17 protein-coding genes and 1 pseudogene are annotated in these 21,869 nt (G+C 47.4%); 12 read left to right on the forward strand and 6 right to left on the reverse strand.

Annotation, left to right across the window (positions count from 1 at the left end):
- Window positions 1–58 precede the first annotated feature (58 nt).
- Window positions 59–940 (reverse strand): mechanosensitive ion channel family protein, encoded by an 882-nt coding sequence (locus FC652_RS12145; RefSeq protein ID WP_176298781.1) that lies wholly within the window; start codon window positions 938–940, stop codon window positions 59–61.
- 1 nt (window position 941) lies between these two features.
- Window positions 942–3,287, reverse strand: coding sequence for an ATP-binding protein (locus tag FC652_RS12150; RefSeq protein WP_176298782.1), 2,346 nt, complete (start codon window positions 3,285–3,287; stop codon window positions 942–944).
- 223 nt (window positions 3,288–3,510) lie between these two features.
- On the opposite strand from FC652_RS12150, the gene FC652_RS12155 reads away from it, so the two are divergent.
- Complete coding sequence (locus FC652_RS12155) at window positions 3,511–5,103, forward strand: ABC-F family ATPase (protein ID WP_011080431.1); 1,593 nt, start codon at window positions 3,511–3,513, stop codon at window positions 5,101–5,103.
- Between the two features lie 109 nt (window positions 5,104–5,212).
- Here the strand turns inward: FC652_RS12155 and FC652_RS12160 are convergent, their stop codons facing one another.
- Both FC652_RS12160 and FC652_RS12165 read right to left on the reverse strand, forming a co-directional pair.
- Window positions 5,213–7,075: a methyl-accepting chemotaxis protein gene (locus FC652_RS12160; protein WP_176298783.1), complete on the reverse strand. Its 1,863-nt coding sequence runs from the start codon at window positions 7,073–7,075 to the stop codon at window positions 5,213–5,215.
- 126 nt (window positions 7,076–7,201) lie between these two features.
- The gene (locus FC652_RS12165) at window positions 7,202–8,029 is read right to left on the reverse strand and encodes a formate dehydrogenase accessory sulfurtransferase FdhD (protein WP_101956958.1); all 828 of its coding nucleotides are present in this window, start codon (window positions 8,027–8,029) and stop codon (window positions 7,202–7,204) included.
- A 284-nt stretch (window positions 8,030–8,313) separates the two neighbouring features.
- Between FC652_RS12165 and FC652_RS12170 the strand changes: the two genes are divergently transcribed.
- The 11 genes and pseudogenes from FC652_RS12170 (at window position 8,314) to cobB (ending at window position 19,580) form a co-directional block, all read left to right on the forward strand.
- Window positions 8,314–8,772, forward strand: a complete 459-nt coding sequence (locus FC652_RS12170) for a DUF3305 domain-containing protein (protein ID WP_176298784.1) — start codon at window positions 8,314–8,316, stop codon at window positions 8,770–8,772.
- A complete protein-coding gene (locus FC652_RS12175) occupies window positions 8,762–9,337 on the forward strand; it encodes a DUF3306 domain-containing protein (protein ID WP_176298785.1) in 576 nt (191 codons plus the stop codon). Before FC652_RS12170 ends, FC652_RS12175 begins: the two co-directional genes overlap by 11 nt.
- Before the next feature lie 229 nt (window positions 9,338–9,566).
- A complete protein-coding gene (locus tag FC652_RS12180) occupies window positions 9,567–11,225 on the forward strand; it encodes a 4Fe-4S dicluster domain-containing protein (RefSeq protein ID WP_176298786.1) in 1,659 nt (552 codons plus the stop codon).
- Between the two features lie 9 nt (window positions 11,226–11,234).
- On the forward strand, window positions 11,235–11,855 hold the full coding sequence (locus FC652_RS12185) for a molecular chaperone (protein WP_176298787.1): 621 nt from the start codon (window positions 11,235–11,237) through the stop codon (window positions 11,853–11,855).
- A gap of 62 nt (window positions 11,856–11,917) precedes the next feature.
- Window positions 11,918–12,118 carry a twin-arginine translocation signal domain-containing protein gene (locus FC652_RS12190; protein WP_011080438.1) on the forward strand — a complete coding sequence of 67 codons (201 nt, stop codon included), beginning with the start codon at window positions 11,918–11,920 and terminating at the stop codon, window positions 12,116–12,118.
- Window positions 12,119–12,130: 12 nt separating this feature from the next.
- Window positions 12,131–14,986, forward strand: coding sequence for a formate dehydrogenase subunit alpha (locus FC652_RS12195; RefSeq protein WP_101956954.1), 2,856 nt, complete (start codon window positions 12,131–12,133; stop codon window positions 14,984–14,986).
- An 11-nt stretch (window positions 14,987–14,997) separates the two neighbouring features.
- Window positions 14,998–15,606 (forward strand): formate dehydrogenase FDH3 subunit beta, encoded by a 609-nt coding sequence (gene fdh3B, locus FC652_RS12200; RefSeq protein ID WP_011150292.1) that lies wholly within the window; start codon window positions 14,998–15,000, stop codon window positions 15,604–15,606.
- A 95-nt stretch (window positions 15,607–15,701) separates the two neighbouring features.
- Window positions 15,702–16,679, forward strand: a pseudogene (locus FC652_RS12205) (formate dehydrogenase subunit gamma); the annotation flags it as partial.
- Window positions 16,663–17,091 (forward strand): membrane protein, encoded by a 429-nt coding sequence (locus tag FC652_RS12210; RefSeq protein ID WP_017420117.1) that lies wholly within the window; start codon window positions 16,663–16,665, stop codon window positions 17,089–17,091. The pseudogene FC652_RS12205 and the gene FC652_RS12210, both read left to right, overlap by 17 nt.
- Before the next feature lie 356 nt (window positions 17,092–17,447).
- Complete coding sequence (locus tag FC652_RS12215; protein ID WP_130193625.1) at window positions 17,448–18,668, forward strand: ammonium transporter; 1,221 nt, start codon at window positions 17,448–17,450, stop codon at window positions 18,666–18,668.
- A 174-nt stretch (window positions 18,669–18,842) separates the two neighbouring features.
- A complete protein-coding gene (cobB, locus tag FC652_RS12220) occupies window positions 18,843–19,580 on the forward strand; it encodes a Sir2 family NAD+-dependent deacetylase (RefSeq protein WP_045596902.1) in 738 nt (245 codons plus the stop codon).
- 58 nt (window positions 19,581–19,638) lie between these two features.
- Here the strand turns inward: cobB and FC652_RS12225 are convergent, their stop codons facing one another.
- Both FC652_RS12225 and FC652_RS12230 read right to left on the reverse strand, forming a co-directional pair.
- Window positions 19,639–20,676: an extracellular solute-binding protein gene (locus tag FC652_RS12225; protein WP_043877169.1), complete on the reverse strand. Its 1,038-nt coding sequence runs from the start codon at window positions 20,674–20,676 to the stop codon at window positions 19,639–19,641.
- A gap of 161 nt (window positions 20,677–20,837) precedes the next feature.
- Window positions 20,838–21,869, reverse strand: a complete 1,032-nt coding sequence (locus FC652_RS12230) for an extracellular solute-binding protein (protein ID WP_011080449.1) — start codon at window positions 21,867–21,869, stop codon at window positions 20,838–20,840.

Below are 21,869 nucleotides of genomic sequence, written 5' to 3' on the forward strand. Positions count from 1 at the left end.
CTGTCGATACGACAGAGCTTTTTGTTTGAAGGACTTATAGATGCTTATTGACTACGGTCTATTGGCCGCTGAATGCAATTCTCGGTGGTTTGATGCCGTGCTTCTTAAACTCTTTCATTACACGTAAAGTAATGTCAGATTCAAACAGTTTTTCATAAGCAGTGTCCACCACATAGGCTTTGCAGGTTAGCTGGATGGCCAAATAGTTGTCCGTGATCGTCTGTTTCACCAGTACCACCACCGGTTTCGGCAGGTGGATGTAACGGCTAGACGAAGCCGCTTCCTGAATCAACTCACGCGCAAGCACAATATCTTCATCCATACCGACATAGAAGGGGATCACCACCTGCATGTCCAGTGCGCCATAGTTTCCGCTGACCGTCACTTCATTGAGAAACTTGTTGTTCGGAATGGTAATAATGTCATCGGTCAGTGTTCTCATCCGCACAGAACGAAGGCCAATCGCGATGATGTCACCATAGTTGCCTTCAAACGTGACGCGGTCACCCACCTGAAACGGGCGGTCAATCATCACCGTCAACCCGGCAATAAAAGACGCGGCCAAGTCTTTCAACGCAAAACCAACCGACACCGCCAGCGTGCCACCGATTAAGGCTAAAATATGGTCGTTGATGCGAAAGCTCATCATAAACACCACAAGGCCGGCGGTTAAGTAGATGAAGAATTGCAAGAACGATTGGGTTTTCTGCAACAGCATTCGATACTGCGCAAACTGGCCGCCAATAGTCTCTACCAGTGAATTCATGAACTTCAACAGCAGCCAAGTAATGGCGATAATGATGACAGAGAAGAACACACCGCTCCAGCGGATCAAGCTGGCAAATTGCTGGATGTTTTCCATATTGGCGATTTCTTCCGTCGCGAAGGCTGGGGCCGAGATCAAAGCCGTGGCGAATAGCGCGTAGAGTTTCTTATTCATATTACTTCACCAGCAAATGTTGACGATCGAGAACGTTGGTAATGTAGCGGAACCAATGGTCCGAGACGCGAGCTTTATCCTCGTTCCAGGCAATAAAGCCGCGGCTTTCAAAGAAACGAAGTGTGCCAATCACTTCAGCAATGCTGAGCTGAGTACACTCAGAGAGCTCTTCGGGAGAGGCCACTTCAAGCTGTACAATCGAACGTAACACCGCCAGCATCGGTTTAGGCATCTGCTCCAGCTCCTTGGATTCCGGTGCATGGAACAAGCGCACCACGACACTATCAGACTCTTTATTGCGTCTTAACGACAAACGGAAGAATCGCAGCGCCACTGTTGGGTTACCATCGGAGTAATGCCACAAAATTCGGTAAAAGCCTTGCTTGGCTCGTTCTTCCTCAGAAGTCTCTTCTTGATCCCACTGCTTAGGCACCACAAGGCCATCAAAGCTAAGCGGGTTTTCAATATCGTGATTCACGCGGCTATCGAGTAACGCAGAAATCTGTTTTTCATTCCAACGAGGCAAAAAGGAGACCCAATCAAACAGCAGTCGCTCGCCACGAGCGCGATCGACAAAACGCCAGCTTGCTTTTTCAATCGCCATCACAACGCGGTGATTTTGTTTAGAGCGGCGCAGCAGGTTCGTCAGCTTCATTAGTCCGACTAAACCACCAACCATGGGCTTCACCAAACGCTGTGCGTTATCGACCGCAATCAGGTAAGGCACATTGCTTTTACGCAAGAACGCTAAGATTTGCACTTCTGTCGACTCTTCTGATAGCCCTAGTCCTGTCGCCAATTGTTTCAATAGCTCTGGGTAGCCATCGTAAGGGCAGTTAAGGTAAAGCGGTGTGGCGTTTTTCACTTTGCCAAGAATTTTCTTCAATACCGATGTGGTACCCACACCACGCTCACCTGACAACACGCAAATCGCTGGGCTATCGGTCAACAAATAACGAGAGAGGTTTTGAATCTCATCACTGGCGTAGTCAATCCACTCGCTGTCTTGTTGCGGAGGCAGCACATATTGAAATGCCGCATCACCACGAATGCGTACCAGTGAGTCGTTACCATCTCGGTTGCTGGTTTGCTTGGCCACTTCGATACGGAAGAGGTAAGCAAGTGCCTGACTGAACATAGTGTAGTTTGAGAGAGTCGCAATAATGCGATGTTTAAAGTGGTGGCTAATCAGCCATACTGCCGCTATTGCGGTCGCTGGAATATTGAGAATAAAGCTATCTTGCCGTTTGATTGCCCACTGTACCCAGACCGGACGCTCAGCAATGCGGTCGACTACATTGAATACAGTTGCACGCCACAAGTGCAGTACAGAGATGGTGACCAAAACAAACCAAAAATAGAGCGCACTGTAGATCCAGTAATAGATCGTTCCTTTGCCCAAAGTGCGTACGGAGATTTGTAAAATAACCCCTGCCGCGATCGCACTCCATACATAACGACGAATAGTTGATAGACGCAGTGCAATAACCTTTTTACTCGAACTACGGCTGTTACGATAAGCAAACTCAAGGATAAAACTAATCGCAATGGAGCCACCAAGGATCCACCAGGTGAAAATCTCCAAATAGACCAAATGTTGCAAGCTTGGCAGTGAGGCGAGTATGCGCAGCGACACCGTAATCGCGATCAACCACGCAATGGCTTTGTTTGCGCGGCTGATGTACCAAATCAAACGTACCCAAAGGGCTGGGGCGTTGTTGTTATCAAGTTGGCTTTCACGAAACAGCGTGATGATACGTTTGCTGTTTGCCATCCACCATACCAACAACAAGTATACGGCAAACACCTTTAACCCAGTCCAAATAACAGGCACAGGAGAAATGAAGGTGTTTTTAATCAGTGCGCGAAAGCTTCTTAACTGAAAATGGGCTAAATATTCTAGATTCAATTTCGTTAGTGTCAGCTCTTGGCGAAACTGCGTCACGCCATAAGGGCCAAAACCGGTCAATTGCTCTTTGGTCGCGCTATCAGTGAGCTGTAACAACTTGGCTTTACTGCTGCCTAAGCTATTGAGGGTGAGGTATTGACTCTCAACCGTTTGCCAATGTTCTGCTGTAGGCGCTTGGCGATATTGTTCAAGCAAACGTTTGAAGGCGTCACCTTCAGACTTTTGCATGGCGATAACAGCGGTGAGCATTTGGTTCACCTTCACCTGATCTTTGGCGCTCATAAAGAGCGGGTCAGGCAATCGGGCTAAATCGGACTCAACGCTCAGTGCATGGGCGTTGATCTGAGGTGGTGTTTGCGCAGCATATTGCCATTGGGCAAAGGATGCAGGTGCAAACAGCAGAGTAAAACAAACGAATAGACGTAATATTTTTGGCATAAGTTGATCGTAATCTTTAGACATAACGAAGAGATTGTAGTCTCAAAAACTGTTCATAATTCAGACAAATAGAAATTTGCTGTGAAACTTTATCCATATTCACCTTTCGTATGTCAACGTTTTGTGATTTAAGTCATAAAAATCAAAGCTTGCACTCTTGGGCATGAACAAGTAACGTTGCGCAGTTTTTTCTATTTGTTACTTACTCACTAAGGTAAAAGCTTTGATTTCTACAGCGAATATCACTCAACAATTTGGCGCAAAGCCACTGTTTGAAAACATCTCAGTTAAATTTGGCGAAGGCAATCGCTATGGTCTAATTGGGGCAAATGGTTGTGGTAAATCAACCTTTATGAAAATCCTCAGTGGTGAACTTGAACCAACGAGTGGTAACGTTAGCTACGACCCAAATGAACGTGTTGCAAAACTGAATCAGGATCAGTTTGCCTACGAAGAGTTCACGGTTATCGACACCGTTATCATGGGTCACAAAGAACTGTGGAAAGTGAAGCAAGAGCGTGATCGTATTTACTCGTTGCCAGAAATGAGCGAAGAAGATGGCATGCGTGTTGCGGATCTTGAAGTCGAGTTCGCGGAAATGGATGGCTACATGGCAGAAGCGAAAGCGGGTGAGCTTCTTCTTGCTGTAGGTATTCCAATGGAACAGCATTACGGCCTAATGAGCAGTGTGGCACCAGGTTGGAAACTGCGTGTGCTTCTAGCACAGATTCTATTCGCCGATCCAGACATCATGTTGCTTGACGAACCAACCAACAACTTGGATATGGATACAATCCGTTGGTTGGAAGACACACTAAACGCGCGTAACTGCACCATGATCATCATCTCGCACGACCGTCACTTCCTAAACTCTGTGTGTACCCACATGGCGGACTTGGATTACGGTGAGCTGCGTGTTTACCCAGGTAACTACGACGAGTACATGACCGCGGCGTCACAAGCTCGTGAACGTCTACTAAGCGATAATGCGAAGAAGAAAGCACAGATTGCTGAGCTACAAACCTTCGTAGCGCGCTTCTCTGCCAACGCATCGAAAGCAAAACAAGCGACCTCTCGTGCGAAGCAAATCGACAAGATCAAACTGGATGAAGTAAAAGCGTCTAGCCGTCAAAACCCATTCATTCGTTTCGAACAGTCAAAAGAGTTGTTCCGTAACGCTTTGATTGTTGAAAACCTAAGCCAAGGTTTTGAAGATGACTTGTTCTCAGACTTCAACGCAATTTTTGAAGTGGGTGAGCGTGTTGCGATCATCGGTGAGAACGGTGTGGGTAAAACAACCCTACTGAACACGCTGGCGGGTGTACTCGAACCACGCACTGGTGAATTCAAATGGTCTGAAAACGCCAACATCGGTTATTACGCGCAAGACCACGCGCATGAATTTGCAGAAGACCTAAACCTAATGGAGTGGATGGGCCAATGGCGTCAAGAAGGCGACGATGAGCAAGTGGTTCGTGGTTTCCTAGGGCGTATGCTGTTTGGTCAAGACGACATCAAGAAGTCGGTAAAAGTCCTATCTGGTGGTGAGCAAGGTCGTATGCTGCTTGGTAAGCTGATGATGCACAAACCAAACATGCTGCTGATGGATGAGCCAACCAACCACATGGATATGGAATCGATCGAATCATTGAACAATGCTCTTGAGCAATACAAAGGCACATTGTTCTTCGTCTCGCACGATCGCGTATTTGTAGACTCACTGGCAACTCGCATCATTGAAATTCGTGATGGCAAAATCACCGACTTCAAAGGCACTTACTCTGAGTACCTAAAATCACGTGGTGTAGAAAGCTAATTTCGCGTTGCGTGCTTATAAAGATCAAACAAAGAGCCTCACTGAGGCTCTTTTGCTTTTTCTGCTATCTGTCGTCACTAAGTCGATGAGGGCAAGGAGGTTAGGGCGTTCAATACTTAAATTGGGCGACGATCTTTTCCAGCTTGTGGCTAACATCCGACACTTGTTCGCTGCATCGGACAGAGCCAGAAACGATCTCATAAGTGTCCCCCGCCAGCTGCGCGATTTGCGTAATATTGCGGTCAATTTCTGCTGATACCATTGATTGTTCTTCTGACGCGGTCGCAATCTGCGTGTTCATATCAAACATCTCGGTGATTTGCGTGCTGATACCTTCAATCGCTTCGACCACATGGCGCGTATCCACATTCGTTGTACGAGCTTGATCGACACTGTCTGCCATTTTGTTGACCGTTTGAGCGATCCCTTTGGTCAGTGCTTGTACGGTGGATTCAATTTGTAAGGTGGAATCATTGGTTAGCCGAGAGAGCTGACGCACTTCATCAGCGACCACGGCAAACCCTCGGCCACTTTCTCCGGCGCGCGCGGCTTCAATGGCCGCATTTAACGCCAACAGGTTGGTTTGTTCAGCAATCCCTTGAATGGCAGAGACAACGGCATTGATTTCGCGGCTTTGTGCTTCAAGTGCTTGGATCTGAGCTTGCGACTCTTCGATACTGATGGCCAACGTATCAATTCGCTTACCTGTCGCGTGGGTGAGTTGCAGTGCTTTATCGGCTTCGCTATTCACTCGTTGCGCATTTTGCGCAGCCGATTCAATATTGGCGGTGATCTCATTGGTCGTCATCACCAGTTCATTTACCGCCGTTGCGACAGACTCGGACTCTAACTTCTGCTGCTGCGCGTTTTGCATACTTTTCTGCGCTGCTTGCTCTGAGCTGCAAGAGCTTTCACCTAATACACCCATCACAGACGCCAGTTGTTTGATGTTGTCATGTAGATGGCTGATAAAGAGGTCGAATGAACGGGATAACTGCGCTAGCTCGTCACTGCCTTTGGCATTCATTCGTACCGTTAAATCTCCGCTGCCATTGGCAATGTCATCCATCAAGAGGTTAATGGCTTTGATTCTCGAAAGAATACTACGGCCAATAATGTAGAGCAGTGACGACAACAGCACGACGATCGCCACGCCCATCCACTGTAAGTGGCTGCGAATATCCGCTGCAGTTTGCTCAACGCTCTGCTTGATGGTGGTTTGTAGATCAGCAATCGCCTGTTCGGTTTTGTGCACATTGCTACGGAGCGCGCCTCTTAGGCCTTCGTTTGCGGTCAAGCCAAGCGTTGCGATCGCGCTGATGTATCGAGATAAGGTGTTGGAATAATCGGTAAAAGCGGGAGACAAACTGGTTTCAAACTTGGCAAACTGGCGAAGCCCTTCGAGCAGCGCCACCTTGTATTCTTGCGTTGGTTCGGTGACAAAAGTTAAGTCGTGGTCAAGCAACTGCAAAAACTGCGCGGTAAGCTCTCCATCATTGGCGCTGAGTACATCGGTTTTGAGCACGCGACGTGCTGCAAATAGCTCACTTTGCAACGCGTCAATGCTTGCCAACTGACGCGCCAATTGATGAAACTGAGTTTGATACTGAGATAGAGTGGTTACAATTTGCTGACGTTGATCGTCAATGGCAATCGACTCACTGGCGAGAACGTCTGATAAGTGCGCAATGCGTTGTTGCAGTTGAGAATAGGTAGCATCGAAATTCGTCAGGTATTTTTCGCTGCGACGTGCCAAATAGTCTTTCTCGTGTCGGCGAAGCATCAACAGATCAATGGAACTGCTTAAGTTTTCTGTCGAGGCGTGTTCCAAAGAGGACAAATGCTTTGCGCTGTTGTTCTCATAAAGCGCGTAGGCGGCAACGCCTAACAGCAAAGTCACATTGATGAGCAGCAGCTTGGTTCGGATAGAGAATGAAAAGAAAAAACGTTTTTGAACAGGTGATCCGGACATGGATACCTCCCATTTAGCCAGTGACGTAGTTAACCTATCTCTGCTTTTGTTTCATTTATGTTTCAAATTTATTGCAGGGAATATTCAACTAATAGCGCATGGGAGGCGTTTTGCAAGTAAGGCGATTTAACTCTCTTGACCTTTGACATCAAAAATGATGTTTTCACCGCCGGTAAAGACTTGAAAGCGTAAGCCTTTTGCTCGTGCGATGGTGGTAATACCAAATTGACGTGCTAAATCTAAACCCATCTGCGTGACACCAGAGCGAGAGAGCAAAACAGGGATGCCCATTTGAGCCACTTTGATCACCATTTCTGAAGTGAGACGGCCTGTGGTGTAGAAAATCTTATCCGCGCCCGATTCTTGGTTTAGCCACATTTCACCGGCAAGCGTATCTACCGCGTTGTGACGGCCAACATCTTCGACAAACGAGCGAACTTCATCGCCTTTGCACACCGCACATCCGTGTACCGCGCCTGCTTTTTTGTAGGTATCGTTGTAGTGGGTGAGCGCTTCTAAGGTCTTGTAAATCTCCGACTGTTTGAGTGTCACCTGGGGCACTTTATAGTGTTCTAGTTGTTTCATCACGTTGCCATACATAGTGCCTTGCCCACACCCTGAGGTAACGGTTTTCTTTTTCAAAGCCTGTTCAATGTGTTCTACATTCTCTTTTGTCACTACCGCAGCGCTGTTGGTTTCCCAATCAATGATCACCGATTCAAGAGAGTCAACTTCCGTTAAGAAACTTTGGTTCTTGAGATAGCCCAAAACGAGTGCTTCAGGTCTCGAGCCCAGTGTCATTAGCGTCACCACTTCTTTCCAGTTCAGAAGAACGGTTAAAGGGCGCTCACAAGCAATTTGCTTAATTAACTTCTCTCCATATTCATCGAATACTTCCACTTCAATGGTTTGCAAAGGGTTTTCACTGGTTTTAATAATGTTGGGTTTGACCACTTCTTTTTCCTGCTTGAATGGGTGATATCAAGAATCACCGAAGAAACACGTTTGCCAAAGGCGGGGGAACAAAATCAATTCAAAAGCAATTACCGTTCCAAAGTTATCTACCGTACGGCGTCTCACATCTAACACATGTTACACATGGAAACATTCGCTTTATAACCTTGGCTTAGAATTTGCTTTTAAACGGCACAAAGCGACGCAACAAGTATGCACCAAAGCCTCGAATAGGACTAATGTAGGTTTAAAAGGCAATCGCATAGCAACATGATGGGTGGACCATGTCAAATTCAATAGACACACAAAGTAACATCGAAAAGAGTGACGCTCTGTGGCCAATTGGCTGCAACCTCGTTGCACATGAAATCACAACCGGGATTTGGGTGACCAGACAGTGGCAGTTAACGGGTTTTGAGTTAAAGCCAGAAAGCCACCATAGTCATGTCGTCACGCTTCAGTTGTTCCGTGACGAGCGAACCGACTACCGTTTTAACTTGAGTTCTCAAAACCCGAAACTCTTCGTTGTGCTTGAAAACGTAGAGGAAACGCCAAAGATCACAACCGTCACGGCATCACAATCGGTGGCTGGCCAGTATATGGATGGCGACTATTTAGTACTTTCTTGCGAGATGCCATTGCCAATTCAGGCATGGATGGAAGCGTTTATCGGCCGTCATGGCGAGTTATTGGAAGAGCGTCGCAAGAAACGCAAAGGTGCGGGGCGAGCAAGTGGCAACTGATTTTTTCTCTCGCTGGTCCTCTCGTAAGTTAGCGGGAGAGACGCAAAAGCTGCCAAAACAAAGCGATGAAGATATCGCGGCGTACTCGTCGCTCACCGATGAGCAGAAAAACGCGGTCGAAGAAGACCACGTGTTACTCTCAAAGCTGCCATTGGGTGAAAAAGAGGGTGCTGATGAGCTGACGGAGCAAGAACCTACTATTTCAGCGCTGCTGGCCAGTGAAGCGACGCAAGAAGTTAAAAAGGCGGCACTGCGTAAGCTTTTCCACAGTGAAGAGTTTAACGTGGTTGATAGGCTCAATGATTACGATCACGACTACAAGTCTTCTATTGGTGCTCTCGCACCCAATGTGGCACAGACGTTAAGAGAATGGATGAAGCCAGTAGAGGAAGCGTTGACTGAGGCCGAGCCTGACAGTGCACCTGGTTCAGTAGCCGTTGATAACGATGACAGTATTGAGGCGATCAGTGACACGCTAACGCAATCTGAGACTCAGGCCCTGACTTTATCTCAATCTGATCTTCCTGCAAATGAAACGCGAGATGAGACAAAAGATCCCACATAAAAAATAGGTACATTTTGACGCGGGATAGGAAAATTCAATTAGGACAAAATGTCCCAATTGAATTTCTCGTCATCGATAGTGCCGTAAAACTCAACAAATCCTACGCTAACCGACTGAATAATAAGCGTATAAAAGTTGGTATAGCACTTGCAAATGCTCCACAACAATAACTGAATCATCAGTATGACCTGCCAATCCTTCGCAGTGTTGGCCAGTGTGGAACAGAGCAATGATAAAACAACTATTACAGCAATCGACTTCAACCAATGGCAAAGCGCGACTCTATGCGTTTGAAAACACCGTTGAGTTGGGGAATCTGATACCGCCTACCGTGAGCTATGAAAGCGGTGGTAATACACTCATCGTCGGCCCTAGTGCCATTATTCAAAGTACAGCCGCACAATTGAGCCAAATGACTTCGCTAACTTTGCTTTCAACTGATGGCGAGAAAGGCGATGCGCAAATCCATTACGCCGATTCCGTTCAGTTGAGTGGTTTTTTGGGTACCTTTACGGTGCTGGTTGAAAACCAAGGCCAACGTTTGAATCTGGCAAAGGTGGCCATCAATCACGATGTTTTTGATGTGGTTCTGGATTTATCACTTAACGGCCTCATGTCGGAAGAGGTGCCGGTCCCTGGCTATTATCCTGTTGGGCGTGGCTATCCAAAACTAACGGATGCGCTGCAAGAAATTCCAACCTTAATGGGCACGTTCGATAAGCCAAAATATTTTCGCTTAGATACCGATCTGTGTGCGCACAGTTCCCGTGGCGTTAAAGGTTGTGAGCGTTGTGTTGATGCTTGTCCGGCAGGTGCGTTAAGCAGCCAAGGTTCCGAAAAAACAGGGCATCGAATTGAGATCAATCCGTATCTCTGCCAAGGGGTGGGGACGTGTGCCACCAGTTGTCCGACAGAAGCCATTCATTACGCATTACCTAATCCACAAGAGACACAAAAGTTCATTGAAAGAACGCTGGCGAACTATGAAAGCGTTGGTGGCGTGAACCCCATTATCCTGATTTGCAGCGAACGTCATGAAATGTACAACGTCATGGCTCTTAAGGCGCTACCCGACAATGTGATTCCGATTGTGGTGGAAGATCTGCCCTCTGTCGGCATCGATAGTTGGTTTGCTGCGCTCGTTAATGGTGCAACGCAAGTCTTGTTTGCTGCAAGTCGCCGCATGCCCGCAACGATTCAGCGCGTATTGAATAGCGAAGTCGCGATCGCACAAGAGCTACTTGGTCAATTAGGCATTGCGAAAGAGTGTATCGATATTCTCTATCTCGAATCATTGATGGAAGGTGCTCCAGTCCTCTGTACTGAACATTTCGATCTTGCTCTTGGCGATTTGCAAGGCAACAAACGCCAACGCTTATTTACTGCACTCGATGCGCTTGCAACCTCGCGTGTACCAGTAGAAAACACCGTCGCTCTTTCCAGTCATGCTCCCTATGGCGCCGTGTCGTGTGCAACAACGGGCTGTACCTTGTGCATGAGTTGTGTGGCGGTTTGTCCGACTCGCGCTTTGCACACCGATGGAGAAAGCCCTTCGCTTCAATTTGTCGAGCAAGATTGCGTGCAATGCGGTTTGTGCACCAAAGCCTGTCCTGAGCAAGTGCTGACACTGACTCCTCGTATGAACTGGGATAAAGAGAGCCGACAAGCGGCGGTGGTCATCCATCAAGAAAAAGCCGCGGAATGCTTGCGTTGCCATAAGCCTTTCGCGCCTCAGTCCATGATCACTATGCTACAAGATAAGTTACGTGGTCACTCTCACTTTGCGAATGATGCAGCGCTTAATCGCATCGCAATGTGTGAAGACTGCCGTGTCATCGATGTTTTCGAATCGATGGCGGTAAACCCAGAAAACCAACTGAATTACTAGGGCACACGAATGGATATCCAACCAGAATCGTCATTAAGAGCCGATATTTATTTGCTGCTATCGACGCTATTTCGCCAAGCTCCATCTCCAGCATTGCTTGAGCTATTGACGTTGTTAGACACCGTAGCGGATGGCAGTGAAATGCAAAATGCGTGGTTGCAATTGAAAGCGGCCGCAAGCCGTTATTCCGACGCAGAGCTTGAAGAAGAGTACCAACAACTTTTTATCGGGATTGGTCGTGGGGAAGTGGTGCCATTTGCCTCATGGCACCTTACGGGTTCTTTGATGGAAAAACCACTGGCCGAGATCCGTACCGATCTTGCTCGCCTTGGCTTTGAACGCCAAGAGCATGTCAAAGAGCCGGAAGATCATATTTCAGCCTTATGTGAAGTGATGGCGGCGCTGATGGAAGAGACCGATGTGCAGCAACAGGCGTTTTTCAACCGCCACCTTGCGACTTGGTATGTCTCCTTCACCAAGCAAATCGATCAAGCCGAACACGCCGGATTTTACTTGGCGGTTAGCCAATTGCTCGGCGCATTTTTCAATCTGGAAAAAGTGCGTTTAACGAAAATCACGCCGGACAACAAAACCAAATTAAAAATTGAGATTAAAAACTTGGCGGATTAGCCAAGCGATCTCTTTTAGAGAGGCTTAAGCCTCCAAAAATCTACCTGACAGGTAAGGAAGCAATGATGAAAGAAAAAAATGAGATTAACGAAAGCCGTCGTGACCTTTTGAAAGGTATCGCCACGGCAGCAGTAGCAGGCGCCGTCGTTGCTGGCACCACACAAGTGGCCTCAGCCTCAGAAGTTACTCCTGTAGAAAAACAGGCGAAGAAAAAGGGATATCACGAAACTCAGCATATCCGCGACTATTACGAAACTCTGTAGGAGCCATCGTCAATGAAACTAATTAAACGCTCAGACAGCGTCACGAAAGAGCAAAAACAGCTCGGCATTAGCCGTCGTGTATTTATGCGCAATAGTTCACTCGCTGCTGGTGGCGCGATTGCCGGTGCAAGCTTGTTTGCGCCAGGAATGATCCGTAAAGCGGAAGCGAAAAGTGTCGATGCAAGCGCACCTATCGAAGTAAAACGCACCATCTGTTCTCACTGCTCTGTGGGCTGTGGTATTTACGCAGAGGTGCAAAATGGTGTTTGGACGGGTCAAGAGCCGGCTTTTGATCACCCATTTAACGCTGGTGGTCACTGTGCCAAAGGCGCGGCATTACGCGAACACGGCCATGGCGAACGTCGCTTAAAGTACCCAATGAAGTTGGAAAACGGCAAGTGGAAAAAACTTTCGTGGGATCAAGCGATCGAAGAGATCGGCAACAAAGTATTGGAAATTCGTGAGCAATCCGGCCCGGATTCTGTCTACTGGCTGGGCAGTGCCAAGCACAACAACGAGCAAGCGTACACCTTCCGTAAAATGGCATCGATGTGGGGCACCAACAACGTCGATCACCAAGCGCGTATCTGTCACTCCACCACGGTTGCCGGGGTAGCGAACACCTGGGGTTACGGCGCGATGACCAACTCTTTCAACGACATGCACAACTGTAAGTCGATGTTGTTCATTGGTTCAAACCCTGCCGAAGCGCACCCAGTGGCCATGCAGCACATCCTCATCGCCAAAGAGAAAAACAGCTGTAAGATCGTCGTCGCGGATCCTCGTCGCACACGCACCGCAGCAAAAGCGGATCACTATGTTTCTCTGCGCCCAGGTACCGATGTCGCGTTTATTTGGGGCGTGTTGTGGCATGTCTTCAATAACAAATGGGAAGACAAAGAGTTCATTCGCCAACGCGTATTTGGTATGGACGAGATTCGCGCTGAAGTGGCGAAATGGAACCCGAAAGAAGTTGAGCGTGTTACCGGTGTAAGTGAAGAAGACGTTTACCAAACAGCGAAACTGCTTTCTGATCATCGTCCGGGTTGTATCGTTTGGTGTATGGGCGGCACTCAGCACACCACGGGTAACAACAACACGCGTGCCTACTGCGTGCTTGAACTGGCGCTGGGCAACTTAGGTAAATCCGGTGGCGGTGCGAACATTTTCCGTGGTCACGATAACGTGCAAGGCGCAACAGACCTTGGTGTGTTGTCACATACGCTTCCGGGTTACTACGGCTTGGCAGAAGGCTCATGGAAACATTGGGCGAACGTGTGGGGCATCGATTTCGACTGGTTGAAAAACCGCTTTGACCAGAACAAATACAACGGCAAACAGCCGATGTTCAACATGGGTATTCCTGTGTCTCGTTGGATCGATGGTGTGCTGGAAAACAAAGACAGTATCGAACAAAACGACAACATTCGCGCCATGTTCTATTGGGGCCACGCGGTTAACTCGCAAACCCGCGGCGTAGAAATGAAAAAGGCGATGGAAAAACTCGACATGATGGTGATTGTCGACCCATATCCAACCGTCGCAGCCGTCATGAACGATCGCACCGACGGTGTCTATTTGCTTCCTGCAACAACTCAGTTTGAAACGCATGGCAGTGTGACGGCGTCAAACCGTTCCATCCAGTGGCGTGATCAAGTGATCGAACCGCTGTTTGAATCAAAACCCGATCATGAAATCATGTATCTGTTGACCAAAAAGCTGGGTTTTGCCGATCAACTGTTTAAAAACGTTCGCGTTGTTAACAATCAACCTGTGATTGAAGACATCACTCGTGAGTTCAACAAAGGGATGTGGACCATTGGTTACACTGGCCAAAGCCCTGAGCGCTTAAAAGCACACCAACAAAACTGGCACACCTTCCACAAAACCACCTTGGCAGCGGAAGGCGGACCGGCGAATGGTGAAACCTATGGTTTACCGTGGCCATGCTGGGGCACTCCAGAAATGAAGCACCCGGGAACCCACATTCTTTACGATACATCGAAACCTGTTGCACAGGGTGGCGGCACCTTCCGTACACGTTTCGGCGTTGAGTTTGAAGGCAAGAGTCTGCTGGCCGATGGCAGCTACTCGAAAGACAGTGACATTCAAGATGGCTACCCAGAGTTCAGTGACAAACTGCTAAAACAACTGGGTTGGTGGGACGATCTGACTGCAGAAGAGAAAGCGCTCGCGGAAGGCAAAAACTGGAAAACCGACCTTTCAGGGGGTATTCAGCGTGTTGCGATCAAGCATGGCTGTATTCCTTTTGGTAACGGTAAAGCACGGACTATCGTGTGGGAGTTCCCAGACCGTGTGCCACTGCATCGCGAGCCGCTTTACACGCCGCGTCGTGATTTGATTGCCGATTACCCAACATGGGATGACGCCGCTTCAATCTATCGTCTGCCAACGCTGTATAAGTCAATTCAAGACCAAGATAAGTCGCAAGAGTATCCCATCATCCTCACTTCTGGCCGCTTAGTGGAATACGAAGGGGGGGGGGAAGAAACCCGTTCGAACCCTTGGTTGGCGGAGCTGCAACAAGAGATGTTCGTGGAAGTAAACCCGAAAGACGCCAACGATCTGGGCTTCAAAGATGGCGACATGGTTTGGGTTGAAGGGGCAGAGAAAGGCCGTATTCATGTTAAAGCCATGGTGACACGCCGTGTAAGACCAGGAATGGCATTCATTCCATTCCACTTTGGCGGCAAGTTCCAAGGTGAAGACTTACGCAACAAGTACCCAGAAGGTACGGATCCGTACGTGATTGGTGAATCAGCAAACATCGCCACCACCTACGGTTACGATCCTGTCACTCAGATGCAGGAAACCAAAGTCACCCTCTGTAACATTCGTAAAGCGTAAGGAGTCTTGAAATGGCTAGAATGAAATTCCTCTGCGACACCAAACGCTGCATCGAATGCAACGGCTGTGTGACCGCTTGTAAAAATGAAAACGACGACGCATTAGAGTGGGGCATTCAGCGCCGCCGCGTTGTTACCTTGAACGATGGTGAACCGGGCGAAAACTCCATCTCAGTGGCCTGTATGCACTGTACCGATGCCCCTTGTATGGCGGTTTGTCCTGCAGACTGTTTTGAACATACCGAAGATGGCATTGTGCTCCATAACAAAGATCTGTGTATCGGTTGTGGTTACTGCCTGTTTGCTTGCCCATTTGGCGCGCCTCAGTTCCCGAAACAAGCCTCATTTGGTGAGCGTGGCAAAATGGACAAGTGTACTTTTTGTGCCGGTGGTCCAAACACCGAACCGGGCTCAGAAGAAGAGCGTCAGAAGTATGGTGCCAACCGTATCGCAGAAGGCAAACTGCCAATGTGTGCTTCGCTGTGTTCAACTAAGGCCCTATTGGCGGGTGATGCAGAGAAAATCTCCGACATCTTCCGTCAACGTGTCGTGGAACGTGGTGCAAAAGAGGCCGGTTGGACCAACGGTGAAGATCTATCCTACGATGCAACTCGCAGCTAAGTTTGGAGAGAGTCATGTTACAAGCGCTTAAACGTGGTTCTCTTGCAGTACTGTCTTTTTGGACAGTACTGCTGTTGACCTTAAGCTTTACCACGGTGGCACAAGAAAAAGAGAACTCTGTCGATCAAACGGAAATGACGCAATTAGCGGGGGCCGATTTTTGGCGTCAAGTCAGGGCAGGTGAGGCGGGTTACACCACGTCGACCTTTCCTGAGCATGGCGTGCTTATCAGTACCCCAGGTCAAACTTGGTATCTGTTAAAAGAAAAATGGATGTCGCCTGCCGGGGCAATCGCCATTTTTGGCAGCATTGCGATGGTGATCATGGCGTATGTGTTTGTTGGTCCTTTGATGCTCAGCAAACCTCGCACAGGGAAAAAGATCAAACGCTGGTCACGATGGGATCGTGCGCTTCACTGGTGCATGGCGTTTACCTTTCTCACCCTTGCGTTTAGTGGCTTGATGTTGGTGTATGGCAAGCACTTCTTAAAACCTTACGTTCCTTCTGAAATATGGGGTTTTGTTATTCTGCTTGCCAAGCAATACCACAACTACATGGGGCCACTGTTCTTCATTCTGTTGACCTTTATCTTGCTGAAATGGTGGCGTAAATCCATTCCAACAATGACGGATGTACGCTGGTTTATGAAGCTCGGTGGCATGGTAGGCAAACACAAAGGGACCCATCCATCGGCAGGTTTTTCTAACGGTGGTGAGAAAGCGATCTACTGGTTATTGATTTTCTTTGGTGTGTTTGTCGCAGCCAGTGGACTGATCCTAGATTTCCCTATTTTCGGTCAAACACGCCGTGATATGGAACTTTCTAACCTTGTGCACATGATTTCGGCTTTGATCCTTATCTGTGGATTTATCTTCCATATCTACATTGGCTTGTTTGGCATGGAAGGGGCACTCGAAGGCATGGTGACCGGTGAAGTGGATGAAACATGGGCTAAAGAACATCATGATTTGTGGTATGCAGAAATGATGGAGAAAGAGCAGCAGAGCGGCTCTCAATCCTCTAGCACCAACGAGCAAGCGAAGGTAGGAGGTCATCGTGAACAAACCTCATAAGGGTATTTGGATTGCTTACATCCTCAGCTGTTTAACACCATTTACTTTCTTACTCTCTGGCGTTATCGCGATTGTTTATGCAGGGTATAGGTTGGATAAAAACCAAGATGGTGACGTTGTTAATTCACACTACTATGGATTAATTCGAACCTTCTTCCTTTATCTCACGTTTTTCGTTGTCTTGATCGTCACCGTAGCAACCTCGAACGGTGTACTGGTCGGCGTCAGTGAATACTGGGTCAGCAGTACGGTTTTGGACAACGTACTCAACAGCGTTGCCTACGCGATTCCCTACGTGGGTATGCTGTTTGCAGCGCTAGCGATATTGGTTTGGTTCTTGCGCATGTACCAAGGTATGGTTCAGCTAAGCAACAATCAACCGCATAGACCATCGACAGGTCCAAACTTATAGAAAAGAGCAAACAGAGAAATAGCAAAATCCCCTCAACTGAGGGGATTTGTTTTCTATAGACTATTTTTTTAAGCCATCTGTTGTTGCACGTGGAAGGTGCGCTTTCTTTTGGTGCAACTGAACTAATAAAGTGCACATTTACCTCAGTTCAAGTTCTATTCCGAGTCCTAAATCTCTCAATCAGTGAAATAAATTACGTGTATTCAATTGGATAGAAATTATTTATTAAATTGATAATTGTTGGAATGCTCCTTGCTCTATCTCACATTCGACGTATTTTCTCACCAACATGGTGATATCAAACTTTACTGATGCACAGGATAAGTGCACTACAAAAATAACGGAGAGATCGAATAATGAGCGTTACTGCCAGTCAGGTTCACGGAGCCGTTCAAACCCTGACACAAAGTTCAGACACCTTATTTTTATTGCTTGGCGCTATCATGGTGTTCCTTATGCACGCCGGATTCGCTTTCTTAGAAGTCGGAACGGTGAGACATAAAAACCAAGTCAATGCCCTGGTTAAAATCTTAGCGGATTTTGGCATTTCAACTTTGGCGTACTTCTTTATCGGCTATTGGGTCGCCTATGGGGCGCATTTTTTTGCCGATGCGGAAACCTTAGCTCAAGGTAACGGCTATGAGTTGGTGAAGTTCTTTTTCTTGCTGACCTTTGCCGCAGCCATTCCTGCGATTGTTTCGGGGGGCATTGCCGAGCGAGCGCGTTTTTATCCCGTTTTGATTGCGACATTCTTCACCGTGGGGCTTGTCTATCCTCTGTTTGAGGGCATTATTTGGAACGGAAATTTCGGTGTTCAAGCTTGGTTTGAAGCCACCTTTGGTGTCGGTTTCCATGATTTCGCTGGATCCGTGGTTGTGCATGGTGTCGGAGGATGGATTGCACTGGTTGCGGTGATTTTCTTAGGCATGCGCCGAGGACGTGTGCGTGCAGGGAAACACACTAACTTTGCCCCTTCAAATATTCCTTTTCTCGCCTTAGGAGCATGGATCCTGTGCGTCGGTTGGTTTGGATTTAACGTGATGTCTGCACAAACACTGAATGGCATCAGTGGTTTGGTTGCAATGAACTCGCTGATGGCAATGGCTGGCGGGATTGTCGCCGCGCTCATTGCTGGCAAAAATGACCCGGGCTTTATTCACAACGGACCACTTGCAGGATTGGTCGCTGTGTGTGCAGGATCGGATCTCATGCATCCTCTTGGCGCTTTGGTGACGGGTTCGGTCGCCGGTGTTCTGTTTGTTTACTTGTTTACCTACTTGCAAAACAAAACCAAAATTGATGATGTGTTAGGTGTTTGGCCACTTCATGGTGTCTGTGGCGCTTGGGGCGGGATTGCAGCTGGCATCTTTGGCCAATCATCGCTAGGTGGGCTAGGGGGCGTCAGTTTTACCGTTCAGCTCTTGGGTACGCTTTTGGGCATTTTGGTTGCTCTGATTGGCGCTGGTATTGTTTATGGTGCGATTAACCGCCTCAGCGGCTTGCGACTCTCTCAAGAAGATGAATTTAATGGCGCGGATTTAGCGATTCATAAGATCTCTTCCGTTAACGCTGAATAGAATCAAACGATTTATAAGGGCGGCGGCATTGCGTCGCTCTTTTCTCTCCATTTTTGCCTTATCTCTCAAAACCGTATCTTACTCCGAATATTTAAGACTATGGTCTAATCCTCATAACTACTGTTGTTTTTCGTTCAGTGGTAAGCTGTGACAAAAGAACTACAAGGATAGGTTATGAACTTCCCATATCGAAATATCGTCGTATTGACCGGAGCTGGAATTTCCGCAGAGTCAGGTATTCAAACCTTTCGAGCACAAGATGGACTGTGGGAAAACCATCGTATTGAAGATGTCGCAACACCGGAAGGTTTCGCCAGAGATCCCGATTTAGTCCAAGATTTCTACAATCAACGTCGTAAAAAACTGCAAGACCCCAATATAGAACCCAATGCCGCACACCTTGCACTTGGCCGACTCGAAGCGGAGCTCGACGGTCAGGTAACGATCGTTACCCAGAATATCGACAATTTGCACGAGCGTGGTGGCAACAAGAATATCATTCATATGCATGGTGAGTTGCTCAAATCTCGCTGCAGTGTCTCAAACCAAGTGATTGAGGAAACGGGGAATATTCTGACAGGGGATCTTTGTCATTGTTGCCAGATGCCATCGCAGATGCGTCCTCATGTTGTTTGGTTTGGTGAAATGCCTCTGAGAATGGGGGAGATATACTCAGCGTTAGAAACCGCCGACCTGTTTATCTCAATTGGCACGTCCGGTGTGGTTTATCCCGCCGCCGGATTTGTCCATGACGCTAAAATGCACGGCGCACACACGATTGAAATTAACCTTGAGCCGAGTGCGATAGAAAGTGAGTTTGTGGAAAAACGCTACGGTAAGGCGAGTGTTGAAGTGCCTAAGTTGGTCGAGGAGCTGCTTGCGCATTTAGAGAGTAACGTCGAAAACGCATAATGCTCGTTGAAGGATCAAAAAAGCGGCCACAGCCGCTTTTTCTTTTTAACCAATAAAATTAGTTATTTACTTTGAGCTTTTGGAAGTACTCATCGTAAAGCACACTGGCTTCACCGACTTCGTCTTGCCACACACCGTTATCCATCACAGATTGTGGAGGGAAGATGTTTTTGTCTTCGGCAAACTCTTTAGGGAGCAGTTTGTAAGCGGTTTTCACCGGGGTTGGATAACCGATTTCCATCGCAATTTTTGCTGCATTTTCTGGACGTAGAAGGAAGTCGATCATCTTGTGTGCGGCTTCAATATTTTTCGCACCCGCTGGAATGGCTAAGCTATCCATCCAGAAAATTGCACCTTTCTCAGGCCAGATGATGTCAATTTTTGCACCTTCTTGACGCGCCATATATGCAGAACCATTCCAAAGCATACCCAGTGAAACCTCACCCGCTAGATAGGGATTAGCTGGGAAATCTGAGTTGAACACCAATACATTCGGGATCAGTTTTTTCAGCTCTTCATACGCTGCTTTGATCTCGTCAGGGTTGGTTGTGTTTGGCGAGTAACCAAGCTTTGAAAGCGCGATGTGGAACACTTCACGTGCATCGTCCATCAACATCAATTGACCAGCCCACTGAGTATCCCAAAGATCTCCCCAGTTTTTTACTGAGCTCTTGTCCAGCATGTCAACATTGATACCAATACCAGTCGCACCCCAAATGTATGGAATAGAGTAGTCATTACCTGGGTCAAATGGCTTGTCTAGATAGTTCGCGTCCAGTTCGGCAAAGTGAGACAGCTTGGCTTTATCCACTTTTTGTAGCATTCCTTCTTTACGCATCTTAGAAACAAAATAAGTAGAAGGAACGACCAGATCATAGCCACTGCCTTGAGTCTTTAACTTTGCGTACATGCTCTCGTTAGACTCGTAGGTTGAATAGATGACTTTGATACCCGTTTCTTTAGTGAAATCTTCTAACACTTCACTTGGGATATACTCAGACCAGTTGTAGAAATACAGTTCTTGATCTGCTGCAAATGAAGAAGTTGAAAATAAAGTAGCAGCACACAATGCGCCGGTATACAGTGCTTTTTTCATTACTGTTCCGCTCATATCAGCGTGCCCTAAAGGGCAGGTGGTTATATAAAAACTGACGATGAGGTATCGCCAGAAAAAACAGCCTCGGATTATATCAGCTAAGTAAAAAAATAGGCAGCTTTCCGCTGCCTATATGATGAGTAATGAAGCAATTGTGCTGATTATTGGCCAGCTTTAAGCTTCATGAAGTAGTCTTCGTACTTCACTGTTTTGTCGCCAACGGCGTCTTGCCACTCTACGCGGTCAAGATCTTCTTGTGACGGGAACAGTGGCGCAACATCTTTGAACTTCGCGTTTGACTCAGCAACAGCGGTCAAGTAACCCGTGTCGTTAGAGATTTGCTCTGCAATTTCTGGACGAAGTAGGAAATCGATCATCTTGTGCGCCGCATCCACGTTTTTCGCACCAGAACTAATTGCAAAGTTATCTACCCAACCAATGCCGCCTTCTTTAGGAAAAACAAGCGTTAGAGGTAAACCTTCTTTTTGTGCTGCCGCCGCACTGCCGTTCCAAAGCATGCCAACGCCAACTTCGCCAGACATGTATGGTGCGCCTGGGTTGTCAGAGTTGAATACCAATACGTTTGGCATTAACTTTTGCAGTTCTGCGTACGCTTCATCGATTTGTTTTTCATCGGTGGTGTTACCCGAATAACCCAATTTGCGTAGCGCGATATGGAACACTTCACGAGTGTCGTCCATCAACATGACTTGACCTTTAAGCTCAGGTTTCCATAGGTCTGCCCAGCTTTGGAAGTCATTTGGATCGTACATATCGGTGTTCACAGCAAGACCCGTGATCGCAACAACGTGTGGGATAGAGTAGTCGTTGTTTGGATCGTAAGGTTTATCTAGATAGTTCTTATCTAAGTTTTTGAAGTTTGTTAGCTTCGATTTATCAATCTTCTGCAACATACCTTCATCACGCATCTTAGATACGAAGTAGGTAGAAGGTACTACCAGATCATAGCCTTGGTTGTGCGTTTTCAACTTGGCGTACAAGGTTTCGTTCGACTCGTAAGTCGAGTAAATCACCTTGATACCTGTTTCTTTCGTAAATTGCTCTAGGATATTACTGTTGATGTAAGGACCCCAGTTCATAAACACCAATTCTTTATCTTCCGCTGCAACCGAACCAGAAAACAGTGAAAGCGCACATGCACTACCAGCTAATAAAGTAGCCCATTTTTTCAT

Origin of the sequence: Vibrio sp. 05-20-BW147, from assembly GCF_013369385.1 — a bacterium.
GTDB lineage: Bacteria > Pseudomonadota > Gammaproteobacteria > Enterobacterales > Vibrionaceae > Vibrio > Vibrio floridensis.